This is a genomic window from Corynebacterium sp. HMSC074A09, from assembly GCF_001811545.1.
GTDB classification, from domain to species: Bacteria; Actinomycetota; Actinomycetes; order Mycobacteriales; family Mycobacteriaceae; genus Corynebacterium; species Corynebacterium hiratae.
On record NZ_KV805103.1, the window covers coordinates 13,987 to 39,660 of the forward strand.

General features: G+C 61.9%; 19 protein-coding genes. 15 read left to right on the top strand and 4 right to left on the bottom strand.

What is annotated here, in order from left to right; genetic code table 11:
- The first annotated feature begins 298 nt into the window (after nt 1-298).
- The gene (locus tag HMPREF2807_RS01305; protein WP_070509857.1) at nt 299-1,819 is read left to right on the top strand and encodes an acetaldehyde dehydrogenase ExaC; all 1,521 of its coding nucleotides are present in this window, start codon (nt 299-301) and stop codon (nt 1,817-1,819) included.
- On the opposite strand, the gene HMPREF2807_RS01310 is transcribed toward HMPREF2807_RS01305, so the two are convergent.
- Both HMPREF2807_RS01310 and HMPREF2807_RS01315 read right to left on the bottom strand, forming a co-directional pair.
- Nucleotides 1,816-2,967: an alpha/beta hydrolase gene (locus HMPREF2807_RS01310; protein ID WP_070509813.1), complete on the bottom strand. Its 1,152-nt coding sequence runs from the start codon at nt 2,965-2,967 to the stop codon at nt 1,816-1,818. The two genes, HMPREF2807_RS01305 and HMPREF2807_RS01310, sit on opposite strands and share 4 nt — an antisense overlap.
- Nucleotides 2,964-3,224 (bottom strand): hypothetical protein, encoded by a 261-nt coding sequence (locus HMPREF2807_RS01315; protein ID WP_070509815.1) that lies wholly within the window; start codon nt 3,222-3,224, stop codon nt 2,964-2,966. The genes HMPREF2807_RS01310 and HMPREF2807_RS01315 overlap by 4 nt, the downstream gene beginning before the upstream one ends.
- A 102-nt stretch (nt 3,225-3,326) precedes the next feature.
- Here HMPREF2807_RS01315 and HMPREF2807_RS01320 point away from each other — a divergent pair, with 102 nt between their 5' ends.
- On the top strand, nt 3,327-4,136 hold the full coding sequence (locus tag HMPREF2807_RS01320) for a carbon-nitrogen hydrolase family protein (protein ID WP_070509818.1): 810 nt from the start codon (nt 3,327-3,329) through the stop codon (nt 4,134-4,136).
- Nucleotides 4,137-4,187: 51 nt separating this feature from the next.
- Here HMPREF2807_RS01320 and HMPREF2807_RS01325 read toward each other — a convergent pair whose 3' ends face one another.
- A complete protein-coding gene (locus tag HMPREF2807_RS01325) occupies nt 4,188-5,387 on the bottom strand; it encodes an FAD-binding oxidoreductase (RefSeq protein ID WP_070509821.1) in 1,200 nt (399 codons plus the stop codon).
- A 168-nt stretch (nt 5,388-5,555) separates the two neighbouring features.
- Between HMPREF2807_RS01325 and HMPREF2807_RS01330 the strand changes: the two genes are divergently transcribed.
- From HMPREF2807_RS01330 to HMPREF2807_RS01375, 10 genes are all read left to right on the top strand, one after another.
- Nucleotides 5,556-6,926, top strand: a complete 1,371-nt coding sequence (locus HMPREF2807_RS01330; RefSeq protein WP_049155031.1) for a sodium/glutamate symporter — start codon at nt 5,556-5,558, stop codon at nt 6,924-6,926.
- 209 nt (nt 6,927-7,135) lie between these two features.
- Nucleotides 7,136-8,533 carry a TetR/AcrR family transcriptional regulator gene (locus HMPREF2807_RS01335; protein ID WP_070509824.1) on the top strand — a complete coding sequence of 466 codons (1,398 nt, stop codon included), beginning with the start codon at nt 7,136-7,138 and terminating at the stop codon, nt 8,531-8,533.
- Between the two features lie 535 nt (nt 8,534-9,068).
- Nucleotides 9,069-11,630: an ATP-dependent chaperone ClpB gene (clpB, locus tag HMPREF2807_RS01340; protein WP_070509827.1), complete on the top strand. Its 2,562-nt coding sequence runs from the start codon at nt 9,069-9,071 to the stop codon at nt 11,628-11,630.
- A gap of 83 nt (nt 11,631-11,713) precedes the next feature.
- A complete protein-coding gene (locus HMPREF2807_RS01345) occupies nt 11,714-12,565 on the top strand; it encodes a sulfurtransferase (RefSeq protein ID WP_070509830.1) in 852 nt (283 codons plus the stop codon).
- Nucleotides 12,566-12,660: 95 nt separating this feature from the next.
- Nucleotides 12,661-13,950, top strand: a complete 1,290-nt coding sequence (locus HMPREF2807_RS01350; RefSeq protein ID WP_070509833.1) for a type III secretion system chaperone family protein — start codon at nt 12,661-12,663, stop codon at nt 13,948-13,950.
- A 125-nt stretch (nt 13,951-14,075) separates the two neighbouring features.
- Entirely contained in the window at nt 14,076-14,621 is a 546-nt protein-coding gene (gene pyrE, locus HMPREF2807_RS01355; protein ID WP_070509837.1) for an orotate phosphoribosyltransferase, read from the top strand.
- The gene (locus HMPREF2807_RS01360; RefSeq protein ID WP_369799721.1) at nt 14,608-15,288 is read left to right on the top strand and encodes a TrmH family RNA methyltransferase; all 681 of its coding nucleotides are present in this window, start codon (nt 14,608-14,610) and stop codon (nt 15,286-15,288) included. Before pyrE ends, HMPREF2807_RS01360 begins: the two co-directional genes overlap by 14 nt.
- Before the next feature lie 63 nt (nt 15,289-15,351).
- Nucleotides 15,352-16,551 (top strand): glycoside hydrolase family 76 protein, encoded by a 1,200-nt coding sequence (locus HMPREF2807_RS01365; protein WP_070509839.1) that lies wholly within the window; start codon nt 15,352-15,354, stop codon nt 16,549-16,551.
- A gap of 181 nt (nt 16,552-16,732) precedes the next feature.
- Nucleotides 16,733-17,767, top strand: a complete 1,035-nt coding sequence (gene fbaA / locus HMPREF2807_RS01370; RefSeq protein WP_070509842.1) for a class II fructose-bisphosphate aldolase — start codon at nt 16,733-16,735, stop codon at nt 17,765-17,767.
- A 140-nt stretch (nt 17,768-17,907) separates the two neighbouring features.
- Nucleotides 17,908-19,128, top strand: a complete 1,221-nt coding sequence (locus HMPREF2807_RS01375; RefSeq protein WP_070509844.1) for an FUSC family protein — start codon at nt 17,908-17,910, stop codon at nt 19,126-19,128.
- Nucleotides 19,129-19,154: 26 nt separating this feature from the next.
- Here the strand turns inward: HMPREF2807_RS01375 and HMPREF2807_RS01380 are convergent, their stop codons facing one another.
- Nucleotides 19,155-20,084, bottom strand: coding sequence for a hypothetical protein (locus tag HMPREF2807_RS01380; RefSeq protein ID WP_070509860.1), 930 nt, complete (start codon nt 20,082-20,084; stop codon nt 19,155-19,157).
- A gap of 195 nt (nt 20,085-20,279) precedes the next feature.
- On the opposite strand from HMPREF2807_RS01380, the gene HMPREF2807_RS01385 reads away from it, so the two are divergent.
- The 3 genes from HMPREF2807_RS01385 to HMPREF2807_RS01395 form a co-directional block, all read left to right on the top strand.
- Nucleotides 20,280-21,368, top strand: coding sequence for a hypothetical protein (locus HMPREF2807_RS01385; RefSeq protein WP_070509848.1), 1,089 nt, complete (start codon nt 20,280-20,282; stop codon nt 21,366-21,368).
- Between the two features lie 150 nt (nt 21,369-21,518).
- Nucleotides 21,519-22,811, top strand: coding sequence for an adenylosuccinate synthase (locus tag HMPREF2807_RS01390; protein ID WP_070509851.1), 1,293 nt, complete (start codon nt 21,519-21,521; stop codon nt 22,809-22,811).
- 587 nt (nt 22,812-23,398) lie between these two features.
- Nucleotides 23,399-25,674 (top strand): YPDG domain-containing protein (locus HMPREF2807_RS01395; protein ID WP_198531342.1); only part of this gene is annotated, 2,276 nt, incomplete at its 3' end.

Here is a 25,674-nt window from a genome sequence, read left to right on the forward strand (position 1 = left end):
CGTTTTGAGCAAGTCGGACTGAGGCTCCGCACTCTCCACTTAACAAGTGCCCGAGTTGCCAAAGATCCAAGGTCCAGAGCAATTGTGGGCACGATCTTTGGCAACGCGGGCACTTTCTCTAGAGGTAACCATCCAGAAGAAAAAGCTTTCCTTGTAGAAAACGTGAGTTTGTTGGAAAATAGCGCTACACTCGCACCCAACGTTGTGCGACCTGTCACATTCCTTGGTGAATGTGGCCGAGAACCTCAGGTGAAGGCCCAACGGAAACCCTTAAGACAACGAGAAAGGTGCGATGACCATGACTTTGTACGCTAACCCCGGAACCGCAGACGCCATCGTCAACTACCGCGAGCGCTACGACAACTACATCGGCGGCGAGTGGGTACCGCCGGTCGACGGCGAATACATGGACAACATCACCCCGGTCACCGGTGAGGTCTTCTGCCAGGTTGCCCGCGGCAAGGAGGCGGATGTCAACCTGGCCATTGACGCCGCGGAAAAGGCTTTCAAGACCTTTGGCAAGACCACTCCGGCAGAGCGCGCGCTTCTGCTGCACCGCATCGCCGACCGCATCGAGGAGAACCTGGAGAAGATCGCCGTCGCGGAGACCTGGGAGAACGGCAAGGCCGTGCGCGAGACCCTCGCCGCCGACATCCCGCTGGCGGTCGACCACTTCCGCTACTTTGCCGGCGCCATCCGTGCGCAGGAGGGCCGCCTGTCCCAGATTGACCAGGACACCGTGGCCTACCACTTCCACGAGCCGCTGGGTGTTGTGGGCCAGATTATCCCGTGGAACTTCCCGCTGCTCATGGCGGCGTGGAAGATCGCCCCGGCGCTGGCTGCGGGCAACACCATCGTGATGAAGCCCGCCGAGCAGACCCCGGCCTCCATCCTGCTGCTCATTGAGATCATCGAGGACCTCCTGCCGAAGGGCGTGCTCAACATCGTCAACGGCATTGGTGAGGAAGCGGGCGTGGCGTTGTCCACCTCGGACCGCATCGCCAAGATTGCCTTCACCGGCTCCACCCCGGTGGGCAAAATCATTAACAAGGCCGCTGCAGACAAGGTCATTCCGGTCACCCTGGAGCTCGGTGGCAAGTCACCGTCCATCTTCTTCGCGGACATCATGGACAAGGACGATGCTTACTTGGAGAAGTGCGTCGAGGGCTTCGTCATGTTCGCTCTCAACCAGGGCGAGGTCTGCACCTGCCCGTCCCGTGCATTGATCCATGAAGACATCGCGGACAAGTTCCTGGAACTGGCGGTGGAGCGCGTAAAGAAGATCAAGATTGGCCACCCGCTCGATACCGAAACCATGATGGGCGCGCAGGCTTCCCAGGAGCAGATGGACAAGATCGCCGAATACCTTGAGGTGGGCCCGAAGGAGGGTGCGGAAACGCTCGTTGGTGGTCACGTGAACAAGGTGGAAGGCTTAGAGAACGGCTACTACATCGAGCCGACCGTCTTCCGCGGCACCAATGACATGCGCATTTTCCGCGAGGAAATCTTTGGACCGGTGCTCTCCGTGGCCACGTTCAAGGACTTCGAGGAAGCCATTCAGATTGCCAACGACACCAACTTTGGCCTCGGCGCCGGTGTGTGGTCGCGCCACCAGAACACTTGCTACCGCGCCGGGCGCGAAATTCAGGCCGGCCGCGTGTGGGTTAATCACTACCACGTGTACCCCGCCCACAGCGCTTTCGGCGGCTACAAGGAATCCGGCATCGGCCGCGAGAACCACCTCATGATGCTCGCTCACTACCAGGAGACCAAGAACATGCTGGTGTCCTACTCTGAGGAGCAGGCTGGCCTGTTCTAATACCTGCTGGCTATGACCCCCAGACCCCGCAGAAATGCGGGGTCTTTCCAATAGGAACCATGATCGCCCGGCAGCCCGCTCGCGCCCGGCACTACGCTGGCGCCGAAGGTAGGGGAGGAAGGATCCGGGCCGTGGATGCCGCCGCGCGGTCCGGTGGTGGCGGCGATCGGATCCTCGGCGTTGCGTGCGCTCCAAACCCGGCCGTGCAGTTGCGAGGCGTGAGCCACGGAGGCGCCCGGGCTGCCAACGAGCACGACGTCATCCGCAACATAGTCCTGCTGCGCAGCCTTGCCCGCCACCACGGAACCATAGGAGTAGCCGATCACCATGTGCTGGGCACCAGGGAAGCGTTGCCGCAGGGCGCGCTGGAAGCGGATGAGTTCGGCGGCGCCGCGCCGCGCCGGCTCCTCGTGTGCCGCACGGGACAGCGACGAGGGAGCAGCATAGCCAATCCACGCCACGGCGGGCCCATGCGTGGCGAGTGCGATGGCGCGGGCGCGCTCCACTGCGGTGGGCCAGCTACCAGGCTCGGAGGAGCCGACCCCGCCCACAAACGTGCTGACTTGGGCCGCGTGCGTGCCGATATTCTCTGGGGCGACGAGCACCACCAGCCGCCCGGGACTGGCCTCCAGCACGGTGAGGTCCGGATTAGCTGCAACCAGGGAGCGGACCTCCTCGCTGGCCATGGTCAGCTGGACCTCATGTAATTCCGCCAGGGATAGCTCGCTGAAATCCTCCAGGCGAGTCGGTGGCTCACCCAGCTCCGGGGTGCACAAGGCGCTCAGCTGACGGGCGCAGGCCCAGTCGAGGGCATCGGCCAGCGTGTCGAGGTGCCCCAGCACCGCGCTGACGGGCTCGGCAAGAGCGGGAACCGCAGCGAGCCGTAGGGCGCGGGCGCGCAGATGTTCGATCCGCTCCATCAACGGCGCATAAAGGCTCACGATGTGTGCTGCCACGCGCATCTGCTGCGCCGGACCCAGCAGCACATCGGTGGCGCTGTGGAGGGCGCCGCGCGCTGCGTCTGCGGCCGCCCCGGATATCGATAGCGCTACCCAATAATGGTGCGAGTCATCGATATATCGGGACAGTTCAACGGCGTAATCCTCCAAACGGTAAGCTTCCGCACGTAATGCCGCTGCTGCGCTCATTGGGTGTCTCCCAAGAAAGAAGAAAGCTCCACATCGACATCCTGGGCCACACCCACGAAGTGGTCCAGCTCCTCCAACTGGGCTCGCCGCGCACCCTCGCTGAGCCTTCGTGACTCCTCCCACCGCGCGCCGAGAATCTCCAAGGCACGTGCGGTCCGGGGAGGCTGCCGCACCGAGGGCAACGCGGTGGGGGAGGAATGGTCGAAGAGGGAGCGGATCTGCTGGCGGGCAGCGCGGTCAATGGCGAGATGGTTCATAGCATTGAGACTGCGCCAGCAGCCCACCCGCAGTAAAGGACTGCGGCACTGAATCCGCGAAATCTGTGGATAACTAGTCCGGGCTCGTCTACCGTGGGCCGCATGAAGGTAGCAGCAGTTCAATTGACCAGCACCGGGGACGTTGAGAAGAACCTCGCCGTAGCACTCGACAAGATCCAGGAAGCCGCGGATAACGGCGCGCAGCTCATCGTCCTGCCGGAAGCTACCACCCAAAGCTTCGACTCCGGGCGCCTCGATACGAACGCGGAGGGGCTCGATGGCCCCACCGCCACCGCGGTGCGCGCCCTAGCGGAAGAACTCGGCGTGTACGTGGTCCTGGGAATGTTCGCCCCGGCGGACACCGTCGAGCGCGGTGAGAAAACCATCAACCGAGTGGCCAACGTCGCGCTGATCGCCGGGCCCGGAGTCCTCAGCGGCTACGAGAAAATCCACACCTACGATGCCTTCAAGTACAAGGAATCCGATACCGTCCGGCCGGGTGATTCACTCGTTACCTTCGAGGCCGGTGACCTCACCGTGGGCGTGGCCACCTGTTATGACATCCGCTTCCCCGAGCAGTTCAAGGAACTCGCCCGCCGGGGCGCCCAGCTCATCGTCGTGCCCACCAGCTGGGCGGATGGCCCGGGCAAGCTGGAACAGTGGCGCCTGCTCAGCGCAGCGCGGGCGCTCGATTCCACGACGTTCATCCTGGCCGCCGGCCAGGCGCGCCCCGGCGGCGAGGCCAAGGCTGGGCAGGCCTCCGGGCCGACTGGTATCGGGCATTCCGTCCTCGTGACACCGGACGGCACGCGCCGTGCCGAGGCCGGCTACGAGCCGGAAATTCTCTACGGCGAGGTGGACCCAGACACCGTGGTAAAGGTCCGCCAGTCCCTCCCCGTCTTGGACGCTTAATCTCTGTTTGCACGCCTAGGCTCCGATTGCACGCCTAAGCGCTCTTAGCGCTTAGGCCCACTGGGACTTCTTCCACGCCGCCCAGGCCTCCCAGTCATCGCCCCAGCCGTCGAGCTCCGCAGCGGAGGCCGCCCACTCGTGGCCACGCTGCCAGCTATCCGTGGTTATTGCCTCCTCTTTAACGCCGCCCGAAAGCAGGGCCGCTTGGGCTAGCTCAACGCGGTCGGCGGGGCCGATGAGCACGAAGCGGCGGTCGGTTCCCTCAGCGAGCACCGGGTCCATCGGCTCCTTGGCCACTACGGGGGCAAACCCGTGGGCCGCTGGTTGTGCGCCGAGCAACCACGGGTCCTGGTCATCCCGGACGATGTGGCGCAGCTTCAGCTTCGGAACCAAGGCCTGCAGGTTAGCCTGAAATTCTGTGTCATAGTGCTCACCTGGCGAAGGTGCTGCGGCATAGACCTGGAGGCCGGAGGGAAGGCCGTTCGCTAGGCCGTCGAGAAGCAGCGCCCGCGCGCCCGCCCAGCCGGTACCGAAGGAAATCAATGTCGTCGTGTCATCCAGTCGCGGCGGCTCACCGGCGGGCGCGCCCAGCGTCCACCAATCACCCGGCTGCGCCTTGGCCAGCATGGAGGAGGCCTCACCGGCCAGCGCGAGGTGGAATGTCAGCTGTCCTGAGTCCTCCGGGGGTGCCGCCGGGGTCAGCGGACGCCAGGTGCCGGGCGTGAGCTGAGACGTCACCGGAACGTGCTGCCCTGCGCGGTAATCCAGCGCCACGCCCGATTCCAATCGGACCACCGCGGTGCGCCGGTTCGGCTTGTCAACAGCCACCACCTGGGCGCTGTGGGCAGGGGGAACACCATCCGAGTCCGCCTCCTGTGCGGCGGTGCGCATGATGGAGCACACCTGGGAAATGGTGCGCGTGGCGACGTCATGCTGGTACGGCGTGAGCCCCAGCACCTCTAAGCCGTGCACCAGCGATGCCTCGAATTTCGGATAGACCTCAGGAGGGAAACCGTGGCGGCGATGATCTCGGCCCATGCGTGCCAGGCGCTGAGCGACGTCCCCCTGTACCTCATCGCCCTCCACATTCTCCAGCACCCACGCGAGCGCGGGGGCCATGGAGGGGTGCGTGTCCTTCATCGATAGGGCAAAGACTTGGCGGGACTCGGCCACGGTGGCGAAAAAGTGCCTGTGTACTGCATCGCGATAGTCTTCCGCGTGGTTGCGTAGGTGCTCACCCAGTTCCCTCATGCCCGCCCATCCTAGCCCCTGGGGGTAGAGCTACATCACCCTAGGGTTATATGCCAGGGGTGGAAAAGCGGGAAGGGAGTTGTAGTGTAATCAACGGATCATTTCCCGAAAGAGGGTGAGTCTCGTCTCAAGGACGCCGCCATGGGCGGCATGGAAGGAAGTTTTCGCATGGAAGAATTCTCTGCGTTCACAATCATGACAGACGTGGGCTGGATTTCTTTGCTCATGGTTATCGGCAACGTTTTGCGCCACCAGATTAAATTCGTATTCCAGGATTTGCTGCTGCCTGCACCCATCACCGCCGGCCTGCTCGGCCTGCTCTTCGGCCCCAACGTCCTGGGCTGGATCGGTTTCTCCGACAATCTTGGTGATTACACCTCGCTGCTCATCGCCGTAGTCTTCGCCTCCATGGCCTACTCTATGGAGATGGGCGGCAACATGGGCAAGGGTGCCCGCAATATGTGGGGCTACTCCACCATGATGTTCACCGGCCAGTGGGGCCTGTTCATTGTTTTGGGTCTTCTCCTGTTCAAGCCGGCCTTCGACACCCCGGACTGGTTCGGCATGATGCTGCCCGTCGGCTTCACGGGTGGCTTCGGTACCGCGGCGGCTGTTGGCAGTGCCCTGGAAGGCGTGGGTGCAGATGCCGCAGCCTCCCTAGGCTTTACCTCCGCGACCGTGGGTACGCTGGCCGCCATCATTGGCGGTATCGTCGCCGGTAACTGGGGTATTCGTAAGGGCAAGGTCTCCCACGTTCCGAAGGAGCTTCCGGAGGAACTGCGCCGCGGCTACATCTCGCGCCTGGAGGATCGCCCCTCGCTGGGCCGCGCTACGACGAACCCCTCCGCCATCGAGCCCATCACCCTCCACGTGGGATTCATCGCCCTGACCGTGATGACCGCCTATGGCATTAACAAAGGGATCGCCTCCGTGTGGGAGAACGTCTCCATCCCGCTGTTCGCTATGTCCATGGTCGTGGGCCTGCTCTTCCGTGCAGTGATGAACATGGTGGGCGCCAAGGATTACCTGGATAAGGACACGGTGAGCTCGGTGTCCGGTGCGGCAACCGACTACCTCATTGCCTTCGGCGTGGCCGCCATTGTGCCGGCCGCTGTGGCCGCCTACTGGCAGGCTCTTCTCCTGCTCTTCGTCTTGGGCACCATTTACTGTGCATTCTTCCTCATGTGGTTCCCCGCCGAGTTCTTCGGCGAGCGCTGGATTGAGCGCGGCATTTTCGGCTGGGGCTGGGCGACGGCGACCGTGGCCACCGGTATTGCGATTCTCAAGATCGTGGACCCGAAGCTCAAGTCCGGCACACTGTCGGAGTATGGCATGGCCTACATTGGCTTCGGCCCCTTCGAGATCTCCTGGACTATCATCGCGCCGCTGTCGGTGATGTACGGCTTTACCGCCGGCTTCGGCTGGATCTCCCTGGGTATCGCGGTGGTTATTTACCTCGTCTTCAAGTTCAGCGGCATGATGCCGCCGCGCGGCACCATCTTCAAGGAAGGCATCGGGCACGTCGGTTCATCGAAGTAGACGCTGACCTGCTAGCACGTGAAAACCCTCAGCCTTATGGCTTGAGGGTTTTCTCGTTTTAAGCAAGTCCTGAGTAGTAGTGCGAAATGAATCTCAGCTTGCATTGCTCTTGTGAGAAGAAAAAGGCTAAAATTCAGGAAGCTGTCAGCGTGGCGCTCTCGCAGCCTCTCTTTTTCTTTCCCTCAGTGTGCGCAGGCTTAGGAATCCATATGCATTTTCTTTATGAAGACTCACCTCGTGAGGTCATCCTCGAGTCTGCTCTTCACATTGGCGCCGCGCAGGGTGATGAGGCAATTACCGTGGAGTCGGTGGCGAGGCTCGCGGAGGTTACTCCCGCCGAGGTTCGCGCGGAATTCTCGGATCGTGAGCAGATAGTTGCCGCCATCCCGGACTATGCCTCCGAGCGCAAGGTCAAGTTTTTGGAGGAGACGCTCGACGCCGCTCCTGGCTACGCCGATCTTTTCACCAAGCTGACCACCTTCACGGAGGCCTATTACGAGTACGCCGAGCGCGAACCGGAGCTTTTTCGCTACCTGTTTGAAAAGAAGGGCTGCGTCTTTGAAGATGAGTGGCAGTCCCTCCTGCAGGGAAACAGATCGGGCAACCGCGCGCTGGATCTGATCTATGACAACATCGCGCTCATCGCGGACGATGCACAGCTTGAGGTCGGGCCGGACGTGTGCCCCCAGACCTTGGCAAAGCTGAGCGTTGCTAGCTGGGCCACCGTCCACGGAATGGCCCACCTGAGCATCCTCGGCGTGCTGCGGCACCAGCATTCGGTGGTGCGGCGCTTCAACCTGCGCGAGGTGTGCAAGGCGCTCATCGGAACCCTGTTCATGACGGCCGAGACGTTGGAGCTTCCCGATCTGCGCCACCCGATGCAGGAGTACCGCGCACTGCTGAGCAGCTTTACGCCGGACCGGGACCTTTCCCTGGATATTACCGCCATCGAGGATCTGACAGAGCTTCCCGCGGAGCGGGCCCGCGCGGCCGTCGTGGAGCGCGCCATCCAGCTGGCGGCGTGGGTCGGTATGCAGTCGGTGACTATTGAGAACGTCGCCGAATACTTCGGTGTTTCTGGTGTTTTCGTCGCCTCTCTGGTGGATAATGACTTCGTTCTACGTGAAACCGTTGAGCAGGAGACCGACCGTGAACTCGCGGACAGCATCCTCTACCTCTTGGAGCGGCTGCTGGAAGGGGCTTCGGCCGTCGATAAGCTCCTGTGCGTAGCGGTGGCCTATTTTCATTACGCGGTGGAGCATCCAGAGCGCTACAGCGCCTGCATTGGTGCAGCGTCTGGCTCCGTGGTCCCGCTGAGTGAGGACGGCGAGGAGCAGACCCAGATGAGCGAGTCCTTCGCGCTGCTCATGCGTTTTGCCCGTGAAGCCCTGCGGGAGGCCGGCCACGAGCCGGAGGACCGCCTGGTCTACATCAAGAACTTCATCCTGTGGGCCGGTGCCGACGGCATGTGTCACTTGGCCTCGGTGGGTGAATTCCGCAACATCGACCTCGACGAGAAGTGGTCGCTCTATGACTCCGTGGCAGCCGTCGTCTTAGCATCGTTTAAGTACGGCCTTCCCCAGGAAGCGGCAGTAGCTAACCCCTAGCCCCGCCCACTGGCACCGCGGGCAATCCACAGCAATCCGCACCGCGCAGAAAACCACACAGCGCAACGTCTGCGTGCCTTCAGTGACATGCTGGAGGAATCCGACACAAGGCGTCTGGCAAAAGGCATCAGTCATAAGGCGTTTTCGCGGCTAAAAACGCCATTTACGCATTGCAGATGGCGTTTTTAGGCCCAAAGATGCCGTTTGTCAGATGCCTTGTGCGGAACGCCCTTCGGACGAAGGCGCATTTTAGTGCGCAACAATCCCACCCCACCGCCGAATGCCACCAAGCAGCAGCGCCAAGAACAGTGCCAAGAGTGGCGTTGCTTACCCGCCCATGACCTAAGTCGGGGTAAAGGACGCACACCGTAGACTTGAGCGGACCGCGCTCAATCCGGCGGGGGTGAAAGATCTAAAAAAGTTCTAGTTGAGTGGAACAGACTCAAGTTCTGTAGCGTTATAGACAGTGAAGCTTCCTTCCCTGCCGTAGCCGCAGGGAGGTTTGGATAAACAGTAGAAACGGAGAAACACAATAATGAGTTCTTTTAACCCCACCACTAAAACTCAGGAGGCCCTGCAGCAAGCACTGCAGACGGCCTCCGCCAACGGTAACCCGGACATCCGCCCGGCACACCTCTTAGCAGCCATCCTCGAGCAGAAGGACGGCATCGCCGCCCCTGTGCTCAAGGCCACCGGCGTGGATCCGGAGACGGTTCTCAAGGAGGCGCGCCAGCTTATCGACGCCCTCCCGAAGGCCGAGGGCGCCAACATGGCGAACCCGAACTTTAACCGCGACGCTCTCAACGTCCTCACCCGCGCCCAGGAGCTGGCCGGTGAGCTCGGCGATGAGTACGTTTCCACCGAGGTCCTGCTCGCAGCTATTGCGGGCTCCACGTCGGATGCCGCCGAGCTGTTGACCTCCCGGGGTGCTACCTACGACGCGCTCAAGGGCGCTTTCCCCTCCGTGCGCGGTGCAGCCAAGGTGACCTCGGAGAACCCCGAGGAACAGTTCCAGGCCCTGGAGAAGTACGCCACGGACCTCACCGCCCGCGCCCGCGAGGGCAAGATTGACCCGGTCATCGGCCGTGATCAGGAGATCCGCCGCGTGGTCCAGGTGCTTAGCCGCCGCACGAAGAACAACCCGGTGCTCATCGGTGAGCCCGGCGTGGGTAAGACCGCCATCGTGGAGGGCCTGGCCCGCCGCATCGTGGCCGGTGACGTACCGGAATCCCTCAAGGGCAAGACACTGCTGAGCCTGGACCTTGGCTCCATGGTCGCCGGCGCGAAGTACCGCGGCGAGTTCGAGGAACGCCTCAAGGCCGTGCTTGATGAGATCAAGGCTTCCGACGGGCAGATCATCACCTTCATCGATGAGCTGCACACCATCGTGGGTGCTGGTGCTTCGGGCGAAGGCTCCATGGATGCTGGCAACATGATTAAGCCCATGCTGGCCCGCGGCGAACTCCGCCTGGTTGGCGCTACCACCCTCGACGAGTACCGCAAGTACATCGAGAAGGACGCCGCCCTGGAGCGCCGCTTCCAGCAGGTCTACGCCGCCGAGCCTTCCGTGGAGGACACCATCGGTATCCTCCGTGGCCTCAAGGAGCGCTACGAGGTGCACCACGGCGTGCGCATCCAGGACTCGGCCTTGGTCTCTGCCGCGGAGCTATCGCACCGCTACATCACCAACCGCTTCCTGCCGGATAAGGCCATCGACCTAGTCGATGAGGCTGGCTCCCGCCTGCGCATGGAGATTGACTCCTCCCCGCAGGAGATCGATGAGCTGGAGCGCGTCGTGCGCCGCCTCGAGATTGAGGAGCTGGCCCTGAAGAAGGAATCGGACGCGGCCTCGAAGGACCGTCTGACCGCCCTCCAGCAGGAGCTGGCGGATGAGCGCGAGAAGCTCGGTGAGCTCAAGGCCCGCTGGGCCAATGAGAAGAAGGCCATCGATGACGTGCAGACCATCAAGGAGCAGTTGGAGGATCTGCGCCGTCAGGCAGAGATTGCGGAGCGCGATGGTGACCTAGCCCTGGCCTCCGAGATCAACTACGGCAAGATCCCACCGCTGGAGAAGGACCTGGCCGCCGCCGAGGAGAAGGCCGCGCAGCAGCACAACACCATGCTCAGCGAGGAAGTCACCCCGGACACCATCGCGGAGGTCGTCTCCGCCTGGACCGGCATCCCGGCCGGCAAGATGCTGCAGGGAGAGACCGAGAAGCTGCTCAACATGGAGTCCGTGCTGGGTGAGCGCGTGGTGGGCCAGAAGGAGGCCGTCACCGCGGTCTCCGATGCTGTGCGCCGTGCGCGCGCCGGTGTGGCCGACCCGAACCGCCCGACCGGTTCCTTCCTCTTCCTGGGCCCCACGGGCGTGGGTAAGACGGAGCTGGCGAAGGCTCTGGCGGACTTCCTCTTCGATGATGAATCTGCGATGGTTCGCATCGACATGTCCGAGTTCGGTGAGAAGCACTCCGTCGCCCGCCTCGTCGGTGCCCCTCCGGGATACGTGGGCTACGACGCCGGCGGCCAGCTCACGGAGGCGGTGCGTCGCCGCCCCTACACGCTGGTGCTTTTCGACGAAGTCGAGAAGGCCCACCCGGATGTCTTCGACGTCCTCTTGCAGGTCCTCGATGAAGGCCGCCTGACCGACGGACAGGGCCGCACCGTGGACTTCCGCAACACGGTCATCATCCTGACCTCGAACCTGGGTGCCGGCGGCACCAAGGAAGAGGTCATGGAGGCGGTCAAGCGCAGCTTTAAGCCGGAGTTCATCAACCGCCTCGATGACGTCGTGATGTTTGAGCCGCTCACCTCGGATCTGCTCTCCGGCATCGTGGACATCCAGCTCAAGGGCTTGGCCGAGCGCCTGTCTGGCCGCCGCCTGACTCTGCAGGTCTCCGATGCCGCCAAGTTGTGGCTGGCCGAGCGCGGCTACGACCCGGCCTACGGCGCCCGACCGTTGCGCCGCCTGATCCAGCAGGCCATCGGTGACCAGCTGGCCAAGAAGCTGCTGGCCGGTGACATCGTGGACGGCGATACCGTGCACGTCGACGTCGCCGACGGTGGCGAGCACCTCGAGCTAGCTGCCCGCACAGCTTAATCCGCCTAAACCGGTGAGCACGATGAGTGCTCACCGCGCTCAACGGTCGCCAGCACCCACTCATGCCCCTATCATCTAGGGGCATGAGCATTTTGATCTCCCCTCACGAATTGAGTGAGAAGATTTACCGCGGTGATAAGACGACCATCCTCGCTTCCCTCTGGGCACCAGGGGAAGGCGAGTCCTTCAACCAGTTTTCCTCCCTGCACATTCCGACCGCCCAGTACGCGGATGCTGCCTCTGCCTTCGTGGGCCTGCCTGGTTCCAAGGTCGGGCGCAACCCCCTCCCGCAAACGGAGAAGGTCCAGGAGTGGATCGATCACTGGGGCTTGCACGCGGACAGCGAGGTCGTGGTCTACGACGAAGGCCGCGGCCTCTTCGCCGGCCGTGCGTGGTGGACGCTGCGCTGGGCCGGCATCCGCAACGTCCGCATTCTCGACGGTGGCCTGTCCAATTGGCGCGCCCAGTCGCTGCCCACGCTCACCGGCCCCGGCAACTTGGGCATGCGCTCGGACTTTAAAGTGACGACGGGGTCGATGCCCACGGCTACCATCGATGAAGTTAAGGAACACGACGGCCTGCTTCTCGACGTTCGCACGCGCAACCGCTTCGCCGGCCGCCGCGAGAACCTCGACTTGAAGGCCGGCCACATCCCAGGTGCGGTTAATCTTCCGGAGCGCCTCTTCCACACGAAAGACATCACCGTGTGGAAGTCTAAGGAGGAGATCCTGGAGATCCTCGACGACCACGGCGTGACCAAGGAGAACGTGGACGGCGCCATCATCTACTCCGGCTCCGGCAACCACTCCGCACTCACCATCGCCGTGCTGGAGTACGTGGGCTTTACCGGCCTGCGCCACTTCGTGGGTGGCTGGTCGCAGTGGTCAGCCAACCCGAAGAACCCGGTGGAGCGCGGCGACCGCGAGCACGTCTAGCACCCGCACCCGCTACCCAGGTGTGCGCCCAAACCTGTGCGTGACCAGCGCGTCAGCGCGGATCGGGCGCGCCGGGCGATTAGAGTCGATCAGTGATGCCTTTCGTACTCTTGTCCCTCGCCGCCGTCGCGCTCGTGGCTGGTCTCATCGTGCTCTGGCTGGACCAGCGCCAGCGCCGCGCCGCTCTCTCTGCCGGCGACCCCGCTGACAACGCCGCTACCGATACGGCTGACGACACCGCCGCGCCTGAATCCGTCGCCGACGGCGTTGCTGATTCCGCCGCTGCCGACGCAACGCACGACGCCGAGCCCGTCGCCTCCAACCCGGAGCCCGAGGTCGTTCAGGAACCAGAGTTCACCGCAGAGCCGGAACCCGTTGTCGAGTACAACCCCGAACCTTCCGACGAACCCGTTGCTGAGCCCAACGAGCTCGAGGAACCAGAAGAACCCGAGGAGCTCGCTGCTGAGCCCGAGGATTTCACCGAACCGCAGGCTGCAGCGCCCAGCTTTGCGGAGCGTGCGGAGCGCGCCAAGTACTTCGTGCCGGGCAGCGCCCGCCGCGAGCGCAAGGCCTTTGGCCAGCAGCGCGGCTGGGAGTACGCCAAGCATGATTCCTACCTGGCGGATGAGTGGAGCCGCGGCGCGGCCGCCCGCGGCCAGGAGCCCAGGGACATCGTGGCCGGAAACTTCCGCGGCCACGAGACCCTCCTTTTCGATATGGGCACGATCCCGGTCATGGCCATGCGCACCGGCGCGGCCTCCGACATAGTGGTGGATTTTCGCCGGGCAGGGGAGACAGTGGACAACTCGTCCGAGGATCTGGTGTACGTGCGTGAGGAGGAAGGGTTTGAAGTCTTCGCCTCCGATGCCGGCGTGGGCCAGCGCCTCATCGATCCCCGCGTCAGCACGGCGCTACACCGCCTACCCACCGCAGTGACCGCCGTGTGGATGGAAGGGGAGTGGGTGCTTGCCCAAACCACCAAGCACGCCCGCAGCGCGGAGTGGGAAGAATTGCTGGAACCGCTATCCCTGCTGGCTGATGCCGCCCGCGTCCTTCCGCCGCGCTCCGAGGCAACGCAGGTCCTGCGCGTCGATGAACTCGACCCGAGCCGCGACATCCCGCAGCCCCCGCAGCCCGAACCTACCGGGCCTACCGCTGTCCCGGACCGCGATGATTCCCTCGACGCGCCCACCATCCAGCGACCCACCGAACCGGTTGTCATGCCGAGCCGCAGCACCAGCGAGGCGCGCGGCACCATTGACCACTCCAGCCTGGGTGCGGATGAAGTGGATGCGATTGCCGATGGCCGCGAACACCCCACCCCGGAGGACAACCAGGCCCGCCTGCCGCGCCGTTTCGACGGCGGCTCGTCCATCTTCGACTAACAGCAACTCCCAACAGCCCTCGGTGTGCCAGCAACCCTGGATGTGGCGGCCACCCGCGGGGAAGAGGGTAAACTACAGAGCGGATTTTTAAAGACGAGAAAGTCACAGACTTTAAGGAGCGAGCGATGAGCCTGGATCAGCAGAAGAAGCAACGCCTAGCAGAGCTGGTGAAGGAGCTGGCCGTCGTCCACGGCAAGGTCACGCTGTCCTCCGGCAAGGAGGCCGACTACTACGTGGACCTGCGCCGCGCCACCCTGCAGCACGAAGCCTCGCGCCTCATCGGCTCGCTGCTCCGCGAGCTCACCGCCGACTGGGACTACGCCGCCGCCGGTGGCCTGACCATGGGTGCGGACCCGGTCGGGTTGGCCATCATGCACGCCGATGGCCGCGACATTGACGCCTTCGTTGTCCGCAAGGAAGCCAAGAAGCACGGTATGCAGCGCCAGATCGAAGGCTTCAACGTCGAGGGGCAAAAGGTGCTCGTTGTGGAGGACACCACCACGACCGGTAACTCCCCACTGACCGCTGTGAAGGCGCTGCGCAAGGCAGGTGCCGAGGTCGTCGGCGTGGCCACCGTGGTGGACCGCAACACCGACGCCGGCGCAGCTATCGCCGCCGAGGGCTTGGAATACCGTTACCTGCTGGGCCTGGAGGATCTTGACCTTGCCTAAGCCCGAGGAAGAGGCGGAGGCCAAAGGTCCCACCGAATGGAATGAGGGCCGCCACGGCGTCGGCCCTTGGGAAGGCCCGCTGCCCGAAGGCCCAGAAGCGGAGAAATACGATCCCGAGCTTCTCGCGGAGGGGGACCGCCGCAATGTCGTCGACGCCTACCGCTACTGGACGCGCGAGGCGATCCGGGAGGATATCGACACCCGCCGACATGCCCTGCACATCGCTATCGAGAATTTCGAGAACGATGCCAACATCGGCACCGTGGTACGCACCGCCAACGCCTTTGCCGTCGACACCGTCCACATCGTAGGCCGGCGCCGCTGGAACCGGCGCGGTGCCATGGTCACCGACAGGTACCAGCACCTCATGCATCACGCAGACGTGGGCGAACTGATGGCCTGGGCGGCCGACCAAGACCTGACCGTCGTGGCTATTGATAACACCCCCGGGTGTGTGCCCCTAGAAACCGCGGAGCTGCCCGAGCGCTGCTTGCTCCTCTTCGGGCAGGAAGGCCCGGGGGTTAGCCCGGAGGCCCAGGAAGCAGCAGTGATGACGTGCTCCATCGCGCAATTTGGTTCTACTCGCTCCATCAACGCGGGCGTGGCCGCGGGCATTGCCATGCATGCATGGATTCGGCAGCATGCGGATTTATCAAAAGCTTGGTGAGATCCTGCGCACTGTGTTTACATCTAGGTAACGAATTCACATTGTGAGAATGATGAGACAAAAGTGTTAGAGAAATGGTCCCACCGCGCCGACCTTGCGGAAACAGCCATCAATGAGCGCCACGCGCAAGCCGTGTGGGGCTTGCCCCGAACCAACCTTGCCGTGGTGAGTTGGCCACCCACCACCAAAGAATCTCTCTTTGTGCATTGGCATTATTGGTGGCAGGCGCACTACCTGGACTGTCTTGTCGACGCCGCCCAACGAAAGAACACCAAGGCGCGCCGCACACTCATCGCCAACACCATCCGCGGCGTCCACGTGCGCAATCTCCAGCCACTGACAAAGAACCGTTACTACGACGACAAGGCCTGGATGGCCCTGGCCATCGCCCGCGCTGGTGAGCTGAAGAAGCTGCGCCCCCACAAGAAGCTGAGCAGCCTGCAGCACAACATCCGCGATGGCATCGACTCGCAGGTGGGTGTGCTGCCCTGGCGCGAGGGCGAGACCTTCCTCAATGTCCCCTCCAACGGGCCGGGCGCCATCATGCTGGCTCGCATGGGCCGGGTTGAGGAAGCTCGCCATATCGTGGACTGGATCTATGACCACCTCATCGATGACGATGGCTTCGTCATGGACGGCATCCGCATGCGCATGGATGGGCAGGAAATCGTCCGCAACATCCACCCCTATTGCCAAGGCGTGGTGCTCGGTGCCTGCTTGGAAATCGTGCTGGCGCTGCGGGAGAAGACCGGCCTGCGTTCCGTGGAGGACATCGACTCTGTCCACGAGGCCGAACTCGCTGCAGACATGATGGACTACACCACCCGCATCCGCGGCCTGGTCCAAGCGGTGGCCACGGGCATGGCAACGTACACGGGCGTCATCGATTGGCAGACTGGCGACGGCGACGGCGGCCTGTTCAAAGGCATCCTCGCCCGCTACCTGGCGGATGTAGCGGTGCGCCTGCCGGGCGATTCCCCGGCCAACCGCGCAACCAAGAAGCTGGCCGCTCGCCTCGTAACGGCCTCGGCGGAATCCGTGTGGGAACACCGCCTAGAGGTGGATGGCTTGCCCATCTTCGGTTCCGACTGGACCGCGGACGCCAAGCTGCCCCATAACTACGGTTTTGGGCCCTCTTCGCTGAGCCAGAAGATGGGAATTATCCGCGTGGCTGAGCGCGATTTGTCCGTTCAGTTGTCCGGTTGGATGTTGTTGGAGGCCTGCACCCGGATTGTGAAGTACAAGTCAGAATCCAAGAAATAGCAGCGTTTCCCCTGCTAGGCGGAGGATTTCCGCCCGTGCGAAGCGGTGTTTAAGTGAGGTCACATCGCATCTCGCGGCGGAAAACCACAACAACAGGCATACTTGGATGTTGGAACGTGTTGTTTCGCTGGACGTGGGACGGCACGGCTTACTGCACAGCAACTCCAAAGGATGGAATTTCATGCCTATTGCAACCCCTGAGGTTTATAACCAGATGCTGGATACCGCCAAGAAGGGCGGCTTCGCATTCCCGGCAATTAACTGCACCTCCTCCGAAACCATCAACGCCGCTCTCCGCGGCTTCGCCGAGGCTGAGTCCGACGGCATCATCCAGTTCTCCACCGGCGGCGCCGAGTTCGGTTCCGGCCTGTCCGTGAAGAACAAGGTTGCCGGCGCCAAGGCACTGGCCGCCTTCGCCCACGAGGCTGCTCAGCACTACGGCATTAACGTTGCGCTGCACACTGACCACTGCCAGAAGGAAGTTCTGGATGAGTACGTGCGCCCGCTGATTGCCTTCTCCCAGGAGCGCGTTGACCGCGGCGAGCTTCCGCTCTTCCAGTCCCACATGTGGGATGGCTCCGCTATCCCGATCGATGAGAACCTCGTGATCGCCCAGGAGCTCCTCGAGAAGGCCCACAACGCCAACATCATCCTCGAGGTCGAGATCGGCGTTGTCGGCGGCGAAGAGGACGGCGTTGAGGCTAAGGCCGGCGCTAACCTCTACACCTCCCCGGAGGACTTTGAGAAGACCGTCGATGCCCTCGGCACCGGTGAGAAGGGCCGCTACCTGCTGGCCGCTACCTTCGGAAACGTCCACGGCGTGTACAAGCCGGGCAACGTGAAGCTGCGCCCGGAGGTCCTCGACGAGGGCCAGAAGGTTGCTGTGAAGAAGCTCGGCCTGGCTGAAGGCTCCCAGCCCTTCGACTTCGTCTTCCACGGTGGCTCCGGCTCCGAGAAGGAGAAGATCGAGGAGGCACTGCGCTACGGCGTCATCAAGATGAACGTTGACACCGATACCCAGTACGCCTTCACCAACCCAGTCGCTCGCCACATGTTCGCTAATTACGATGGCGTCTTCAAGATCGACGGCGAGGTTGGCAACAAGAAGGTCTACGACCCGCGCTCCTACCTCAAGAAGGCTGAGCAGGGCATGGCTGACCGCGTGGTTGAGGCCTGCCAGGACCTGCACTCCGTGGGCAAGACCGTTTCCAAGTAAACCCACACCAACCGGATGCCGGCGCTGAGCACCCACCGGTGCTAAGCGGCGTCGCGCCATCCCAACAAGCCACCCCTCAATCTCGTGGGGTGGCTTTGTTCGTCCAATCCCGGCGCCAGAACGCGTAGAATACCGGAGTCATGGAAGCGCAAGAGTCATCGTCGAGTTCGTCAAGTACCGTCAAGCGCGTTCGCAAAACTACCCGCGAGCAGCTGCGGTTGGTGGATAAGTCCCTCAAGGCGCGCCTCACACGCATCCGCAACCGGCTCGTGTTCATGCTTCAGTGCACGATAGGCGCGGGCTTGGCCTTCTATGTTGCGCACGATTTCTTCGGCCATGCGCAGCCCTTCTTTGCCCCGATGGCCGTCATCATCATCCTCGGCTTATCGGGCAGGGACCGCCTCAAGCGCGCCGTGGACATGGCCCTCGGCGGTGTTGTAGGAGTCTTGGTGGGCACGCTGCTTGTCGACGCCCTCGGGACCGGCCCCATCCACATGACCATCATCATCGGGTTGGCCCTGATTATCGGTTCCTTCTTCACTAGTTCGCAGCTGGTGAGCAATCAAATCGTCATTGCCGCCATCCTCATCGCCACCATTCTTCCCCCAGAAGAAATGGGCGGCATCTCCCGTGCCATTGACGCCATCATCGGCGCGGTCATTGGCCTCACGATGATCGTGCTGATTCCCTCCTCGCCCCTGCGGGCGGGCCGCTCGGAAGTCTCGAAGGTCTTGGGCATTACCTCCTTGGTCCTCTCCGACGTGGCCAAGGGCCTGGAGGAAAACGATCCTGAGACCATCACGGAAGCACGCGACGCGGTGCGCGGCACGCAGGATGACATCAACAACATGCTTAACGCCACCAAGGGCGGTGCGGAAACCGCACGCCTCTCGCCCTTCCTGTGGAGCTCGCAGCGCACCGTTCGCTCCCTGGAGCGCATCCTCACGCCCGTCGACAACGTGGTCCGCGGCACCCGCGTGCTCTCCCGCCGTGCGCTTGTTCTCTCCGAGGACGGCGACCAGGCCACGCCCGAGCAAGTTGAGATCATCGACGAACTCGCTGAAATCACGATGGAGCTATCCGATCTCTACACTCACCAAACAGCGCGTGAGCGCCGCGTGGATGAGGCGCATGCCATCCCGGACATCGTCAAACGCCTACGCCAGCTGGGTGCGCGCTGCTCGATGGACGTTGCCGGCGAGGAGGCAGTCCTCTCCGCTTATGCCGTGCTCGCCCAGACGCGCTCCATCATCGTGGACCTTCTCATGGTGTGTGGCATGTCGCGGGAGTCGGCCGTGGCACAACTCGTGCCCACCTCCAAGCACCCGGCCTACCCGCCGGAGGTCTGGGAGGAAAACTAAGGCTGGGCTAGGGCAGCTGATACAGGCTAGGGCCGCACGATCTGCAGGTCCCGCAGGTGGCGGTAGAACGTCACGCGCTTGACCGGCCGCTTGGCACGGACTCCATCGACGCTGACGCTGAGCGACGGCCCTCCTGCCTGCACCGCCCGGCCCTGCACGACGCTGGCCGGGTCGAGTTGTCCAGGTTGGGCAGGCTTGCGCAGGCGGGTGAACAGCCCACGGCGCGGTGCAGCCTCCGCTTCAAAGCTCGTCACCGCCTTCGCTGCCACGATGCCCGGCGCATCCGTCATTGGTACGAGCTTTGCTCCGAAGACATCTTTCTCACGATCTGCGCGCAGCAGCACGGCATCGTCGACGATGATCTCCCCGGTGATCTCCTCATTCGACCATTCCGCAATCGTTGCCGAGCCCGCCACGGCGAGGCCCGCGTCATTACGGATGAGCGGTGCCGGCTTGACGGGCGCGGTCATGGCAAAGGAGAGCGACTCCTCCACCACTGCTCCCTGGTCGCCGGGACCCTGGCGACCCTGGCCCGTGACGCTCGATTTCAGTCCCCAATTCATCGCCGCCGTGGAGTGTTCCCCGGTGGGGACATACCCCACCTCGGCCCATAGGTAATCCGCCCGCATCATACGGGTCAACACCGCGCTGAGCGCGGCATCGCTGCCAATAACCACGATGCGCAAAGGCTCGCGCAAGTACTGCTTTTGGGGTGCTGGCCCCGGCTCGCCGAGGTGACTCACGTCCGGTTGCGCGGCAATCTCATCCAGCGATGGAGTGGGGTCTTCCGGCAGTATGTCCCTGGCCAGCGCATCAATAGCCTTCAGCTCCTGCCGGCTGGGGATCGAGGCGACGCGGAAGTGCTCAACGCGGATTCCGCTCTGTTGAGCCTTAGCGAGGGAATCGGTATGGGCCTCAGTGAGGTGGCCGCCGCAGTCTACAAGCGCACAGATCATACAAGAAGCATAGGAGCGTGAGAAGAGGTTCGCGAAAAAGGAGCGCCAGCGCCGCTCAAACAACGGCGCTTCCAGAAATTAAGTAGTGCACGTCACATCTGCTAGGTAGGCTCCATTGCAACGCTTAACTCCAAAGCAACTCTCAACTTCTTAACACGTAACTTTTTCTTTGTCTGATAGCTGGAGGTATTCACCGTGTCCACCCGTATGGCAACCCTTGCGCTTGTATCCGCCGCTGGACTGTTGGTGAGTTCGTGCAGTTTCGGCGGGGGTTCGCAGACGGAAGCCAAGGAACCCGCCTTCACCGAGGCCGCCGCCGCGTCCGTGACTAGTTCTACGAAGACCAGCGCGACGACATCGTCGGCACCGAGCAGTACTTCCTCCTCAAGCGCCAACGCTAACTGCGACGAGAAGAAAGAACTCGAGGACACCGACCTTGGCAAGGTCCTTGATAACAAGGAAGCCTACGTGAAAGGCTCCACCGAGAAATTTGAGGACCTCACCATCGGCGAAGACGAGTATGACCCCTGCAAGTTCCTCAGCTACGTGGTGTTGGAGGGCAAGTTCGATGGCGAACCCGTGAAGGTTCCCGTCTTCTTCGTCAACGGCAGGGTCTACGACGAGAATGCCCTGTACATCACGTCCTCCTCATTTGAGGTCACTGAGGATGGAGAGGGTTACACCTATGAGTCCAAGACTGAAGGAGACATTGTCGGCGTCGAAGGAAAGGTGTACAAGCGCCCAGGCACTGAGGCACCTTCGATGGAGAACTCCTTTGACGGTGTGAACTCGGACATATTCTTCATTGACGTAAAGTCAGAGCCCACCGACTCCGCGGACCTGGCCAAGGATGAAGAAGACCTCCGCGGTGAAACGCTGTTCGATATTTCCGCCGACGGTTGGAACTTGGTGTGCGGTATCGATGCGAATGAAAAATCCATTGACTGCGCACACGGCGGTGGCGGAGCCTGGGTTATCAAGAGCGATAAGACCAACCTGCCGGAAGATATGGAATTCGATGTGGTGAGCCTCCTACCGCTGGAGGGTGAAACCAGGTACAGCCAGGGTGGTGTCGACAACCTCCCAACTGACGGCAAGAAGATCGATAGCAACGGTCTCTACCGAATCGGCATCGATGACATTGAAGCTCAAATCGCTGTCGTTGACGATGGGATCATTATCAGCACCCCAAACAATTCGAGGCTGATGTTCACCAATGACACCATCTTCATCGAAGAGAAAGACAAGGGCGACGGTGCCAACTCAAACACCGAAATCGCGTAGTTGGACTTGAACGAGGTTCGGGACGAACCTCTCCACGAAGGTGCCGGCGCATCAATTCCTGACGAGCTTGTCACAAACTCACCGCTGCACCGCTGCGGCGGGTAAAGTAGGTGCGTATTTGACTTCAATAAATAGGAAGTGACATCAAACATGGCAGCGATCGTCATCGTCGGCGCCCAGTGGGGCGATGAAGGCAAGGGCAAGGCTACCGACATCCTCGGCGGCAAAGTCGATTACGTAGTTAAGCCCAACGGCGGTAACAATGCCGGCCACACCGTCGTGGTCGGCGGCGAGAAGTACGAGCTGAAGCTCCTTCCCGCCGGTATTCTCTCTGAAAACGCCACCCCAGTCCTGGGCAACGGCGTGGTGATTAACCTGGAGGCCCTCTTCGATGAGATTGATGGCCTCGAAGCCCGCGGCGCTAACGCTTCGCGCCTGAAGATTTCCGCCAATGCGCACCTCGTGGCGCCCTACCACCAGACGCTTGACCGCGTGCAGGAGCGCTTCCTGGGCAAGCGCGCCATCGGCACCACCGGCCGCGGTATCGGCCCGGCTTATGCCGACAAGGTCGCCCGCATCGGTATCCGCGTGCAGGACATCTTCGATGAGTCCATCCTGCGCCAGAAGGTCGAGTCCGCCTTGGACATTAAGAACCAGATGCTGGTGAAGATGTACAACCGCAAGGCCATCGAGCCGGAGCAGGTTGTGGAGTACTTCCTGAGCTACCGCGAGCGCCTGCGCCCGATGGTTATTGAGGCCGAGCTGGAGCTGAACCAGGCGCTGGATGAGAGCAAGCACGTCCTCATGGAAGGCGGCCAGGCCACCATGCTGGACGTTGACCACGGCACCTACCCGTTCGTGACCTCCTCGAACCCGACTGCCGGTGGCGCTGCTGTGGGCTCCGGCATTGGTCCGACGCGCATTACTACCTCCCTGGGCATCATCAAGGCCTACACCACCCGCGTCGGTGCGGGTCCGTTCCCCACGGAGCTTTTCGATAAGTGGGGCGAGTATCTGCAGACCACCGGCGGCGAAATCGGCGTCAACACCGGCCGCAAGCGCCGCTGCGGTTGGTATGACTCCGTCATTGCCCGCTACGCCACCCGCGTCAACGGCTTCACGGATTACTTCCTGACCAAGCTGGACGTGCTTACCGGCATTGGTGAGATCCCCATCTGCGTGGCTTACGATGTTGATGGCAAGCGCTACGACGAGATGCCGCTGACCCAGTCTGAGTTCCACCACGCCGAGCCCATCTTTGAGACCATGCCGGCTTGGGATGAGGACATCACCGGCTGCCAGACCTTTGAGGAGCTTCCGCAGAAGGCACAGGATTATGTCCTGCGCTTGGAGGAGCTCTCCGGCTGCCGTATCTCCTACATCGGCGTTGGCCCCGGCCGCGACCAGACCATCGTGCGCCACGACGTCATGCAAGACCAGTAAGGCGCCAAAGAGTCCAAGCCGCACAACCTCAGGCACCGCCTAACGGCGGCGGTGTCACAAAGCAACCGCCCTGCTTCTCCTGCAGCATCGTGCACACAACCACCTGCACGCACCACGCACAGGGAAGCGGGGCGGTTTGTGTTTCTATGGCTACATTTGTGCGCTCAATACACCCTGCTTGGCGACGCCTCCCACACCTCCACCCGTCACTATGCTGTATAAAACACCCCCGTTAGGAGTATATTCCTGGGGAAAATGTTACGGATGTGACGACGTGAGCTATTTAACAATCGCAACCGCGTGTCGCAATCGCGGCGAAAAGAGCAGGTCAAACATGTGCTTCGTGTTGTTAGCGGCAAAAAGTTTGCATTCATGAAATTTTCAGGATTCCGTACGGTTCCTTTAATTCGTGCACGGAGTTAACATTAGAGACGAGTTTGTTCATAGACCCTTGGAAACCTCTGACCTTCTTCCAAGGTGACAGATGTGAGCTGCTCTCGGTTGCGTAAGCCGGTATCACCCCTTGCGCGGTCACGTATCCCTAGCGTGATCAGTTCTTTCAAGTCTTAAGGAAAGGGCTTCTTGATATGAACAAGAAGGAAATTAAGCGTACAGCTGTACGCCGTCGCGGCACTACTATTGCTGCCGCGGCGCTCTCTATTGCTATGGTGGGCCCCTTCGTCCACTCGGTAACCCCGAACTTCCCAGTGGCCGCGGTCGCTGGCACCCCGGCTGAGGCTGGCCAGTCGAACACCGCCGGTAATGGCGTCAAGTACCCAGGCAAGAATGCCGATGGTGTTTACCAGTCTGTGGTAGATGAGCAGCGGTACGAGTTTAGCGACCAGCCGATTAAGGTTGAGGGTGCCATCGAGTCTGGTGCTGAGCAAGGCACCAACGAATCTATCGAGGGCTACGTCATTCACCAGCGCGATGGTGACCTTTCGGTGAACCCGGGTACCCGTGATCCATGGAAGCCGATCCCGATGGCAGGCGTGCGCGTTTACGCTCAGTGGACTGAAAAGGGCGGCGTCACCTCGCCGGTGTACACCACCACCACGCGTGAAGATGGTTACTACACCATCAATATGAAGCCTTTCAACAATGCGAAGGGCGAGGTCGTCAAGTTTGACGCAGACCCGAATGGTCCGCAGTACGAGAAGATTCGTGTGTGGGTGGATAACCCGGATACGGATAACTTCACGCAGCTGTATGGCTACAACTTCGGCCACATGGGTCCGAATGCGGCTACGTACGACACCCCGGGTGGCATGGGCTGGCTCGTTGGCCCGGACCGCGTGACCAACGTTCGTTTCGCATTTGGTGAGAAGACCCGCCATGACGTGATGCACCGTGACAAGGCTGATCAGAACCCGGTGGTTGGCAATGGTCCTGGCCAGATCAAGGGCAACCTGTTCTGGCACCTGTACAATACGCAGGGCGCGTTCACTCCGAGCCTGATGAACAAGATGAACGGTGCCGATGTGCCGGCAACGGGCGTGAAGGTTTACGGTTCCTACCTGTCTGACTACGCAGTTAACGAGATCAAGACGAAGGCTGCTAAGGATCTTGGCTTCGACGAGATCCGCGGGCGTGGTTGGACCAACCGCAACGAGACTGCGCTGCAGAACTGGATCAAGCGCAAGATGGCGGAAGAGGGCAAGGACAAGTGGATTGCCGAGACCTCTGAAGCCACTGTCGACAGCAAGGGCGACTACACGCTGCAGTTCAAGGGCACCTTTGGGCGAAATACCGGGACAACCAACAACGTCGACCGTGGCTACGACGACGGCGCGCTCATCTACACCGACCTGGCGCGTGATAACGGTGCTGAGGTGACCTTCCCTGACGGTTCGAAGCACAATGCTTATAACCTGTTTGGCCAGGTTGCGCCTGCTGCAGACGTCGGTAGCTGGGAGAGGTCCGTTACTGGTCGTGGCATCAAGAACATTCCGAAGCACGTGAACTGGGACTGGCTGTTCTTCTCTACGGAGGAGACTGAGGGGCTTGGTCAGTTCACGCCGTTCTACAACAACTCCTTCCTGCCGCGTGACCAGTACGTGTTCAACGGTGAGGGCAAGTGGGCTGGTGGCATTGTCTACGGCGCTGGCGAGCATTACCTGCTGGAGAACCGCAACGTTATCTACTCGGACTACGTGGTCTTCGATGTGCTCAAGTACGATACCCGCCAGAACCCAGCGAAGCCGGGTGCGAAGGTTGATACCAAGACGGCGGGTCTGCCGATCCAGTGGGTTGACGGTCTGCAGTACCAGATCGAGTGGATTAACCAGGAGACTGGCGAGGTCGTTCACACCTGTGCTCCGGAAGACCCTAAGGCTAACGGCATTATCGATTCGTGCCAGTTCGACACCACGGGTGTTAAGTCCACTACGACGTTCACGGCGTACCTGTACCCAGTCAACAAGAAGACCAAGGAGCGCGGTCAGGCGATTGCAGCAGACTCGTTCACGGTTCTGGTTGGTTGGCAGCCACACTACGAGGAGACTCCGGCTAAGCCTGGTGAACCAACCAAGTCCAAGGCTCCGACTTTCGACAATACGGCGACCGATGACGTCGAGAAGCTTAGCGCTGAGGAGCTGAAGGCTCAGGACGAGAAGAAGGCGCCGACGAAGTTCGCGCTGCCTGAGACCTTCAAGGCTCCAGAGGGTTACACCGTCACCGTTGATGAGAAGACCGGTGAGGTTTCCGTAACCTTCCCGGCTGATGCAGCCAACAAGGACAGCATCGAGGTTCCGGTCCAGGTCACCTACCAGGACGGCACGACCGCAACCGGTACCGCTCCTTTCGTCGTTGAATCCACCGATCGTGATTCCGACCAGTACACTCCTGAGTATGAGAACGGCTC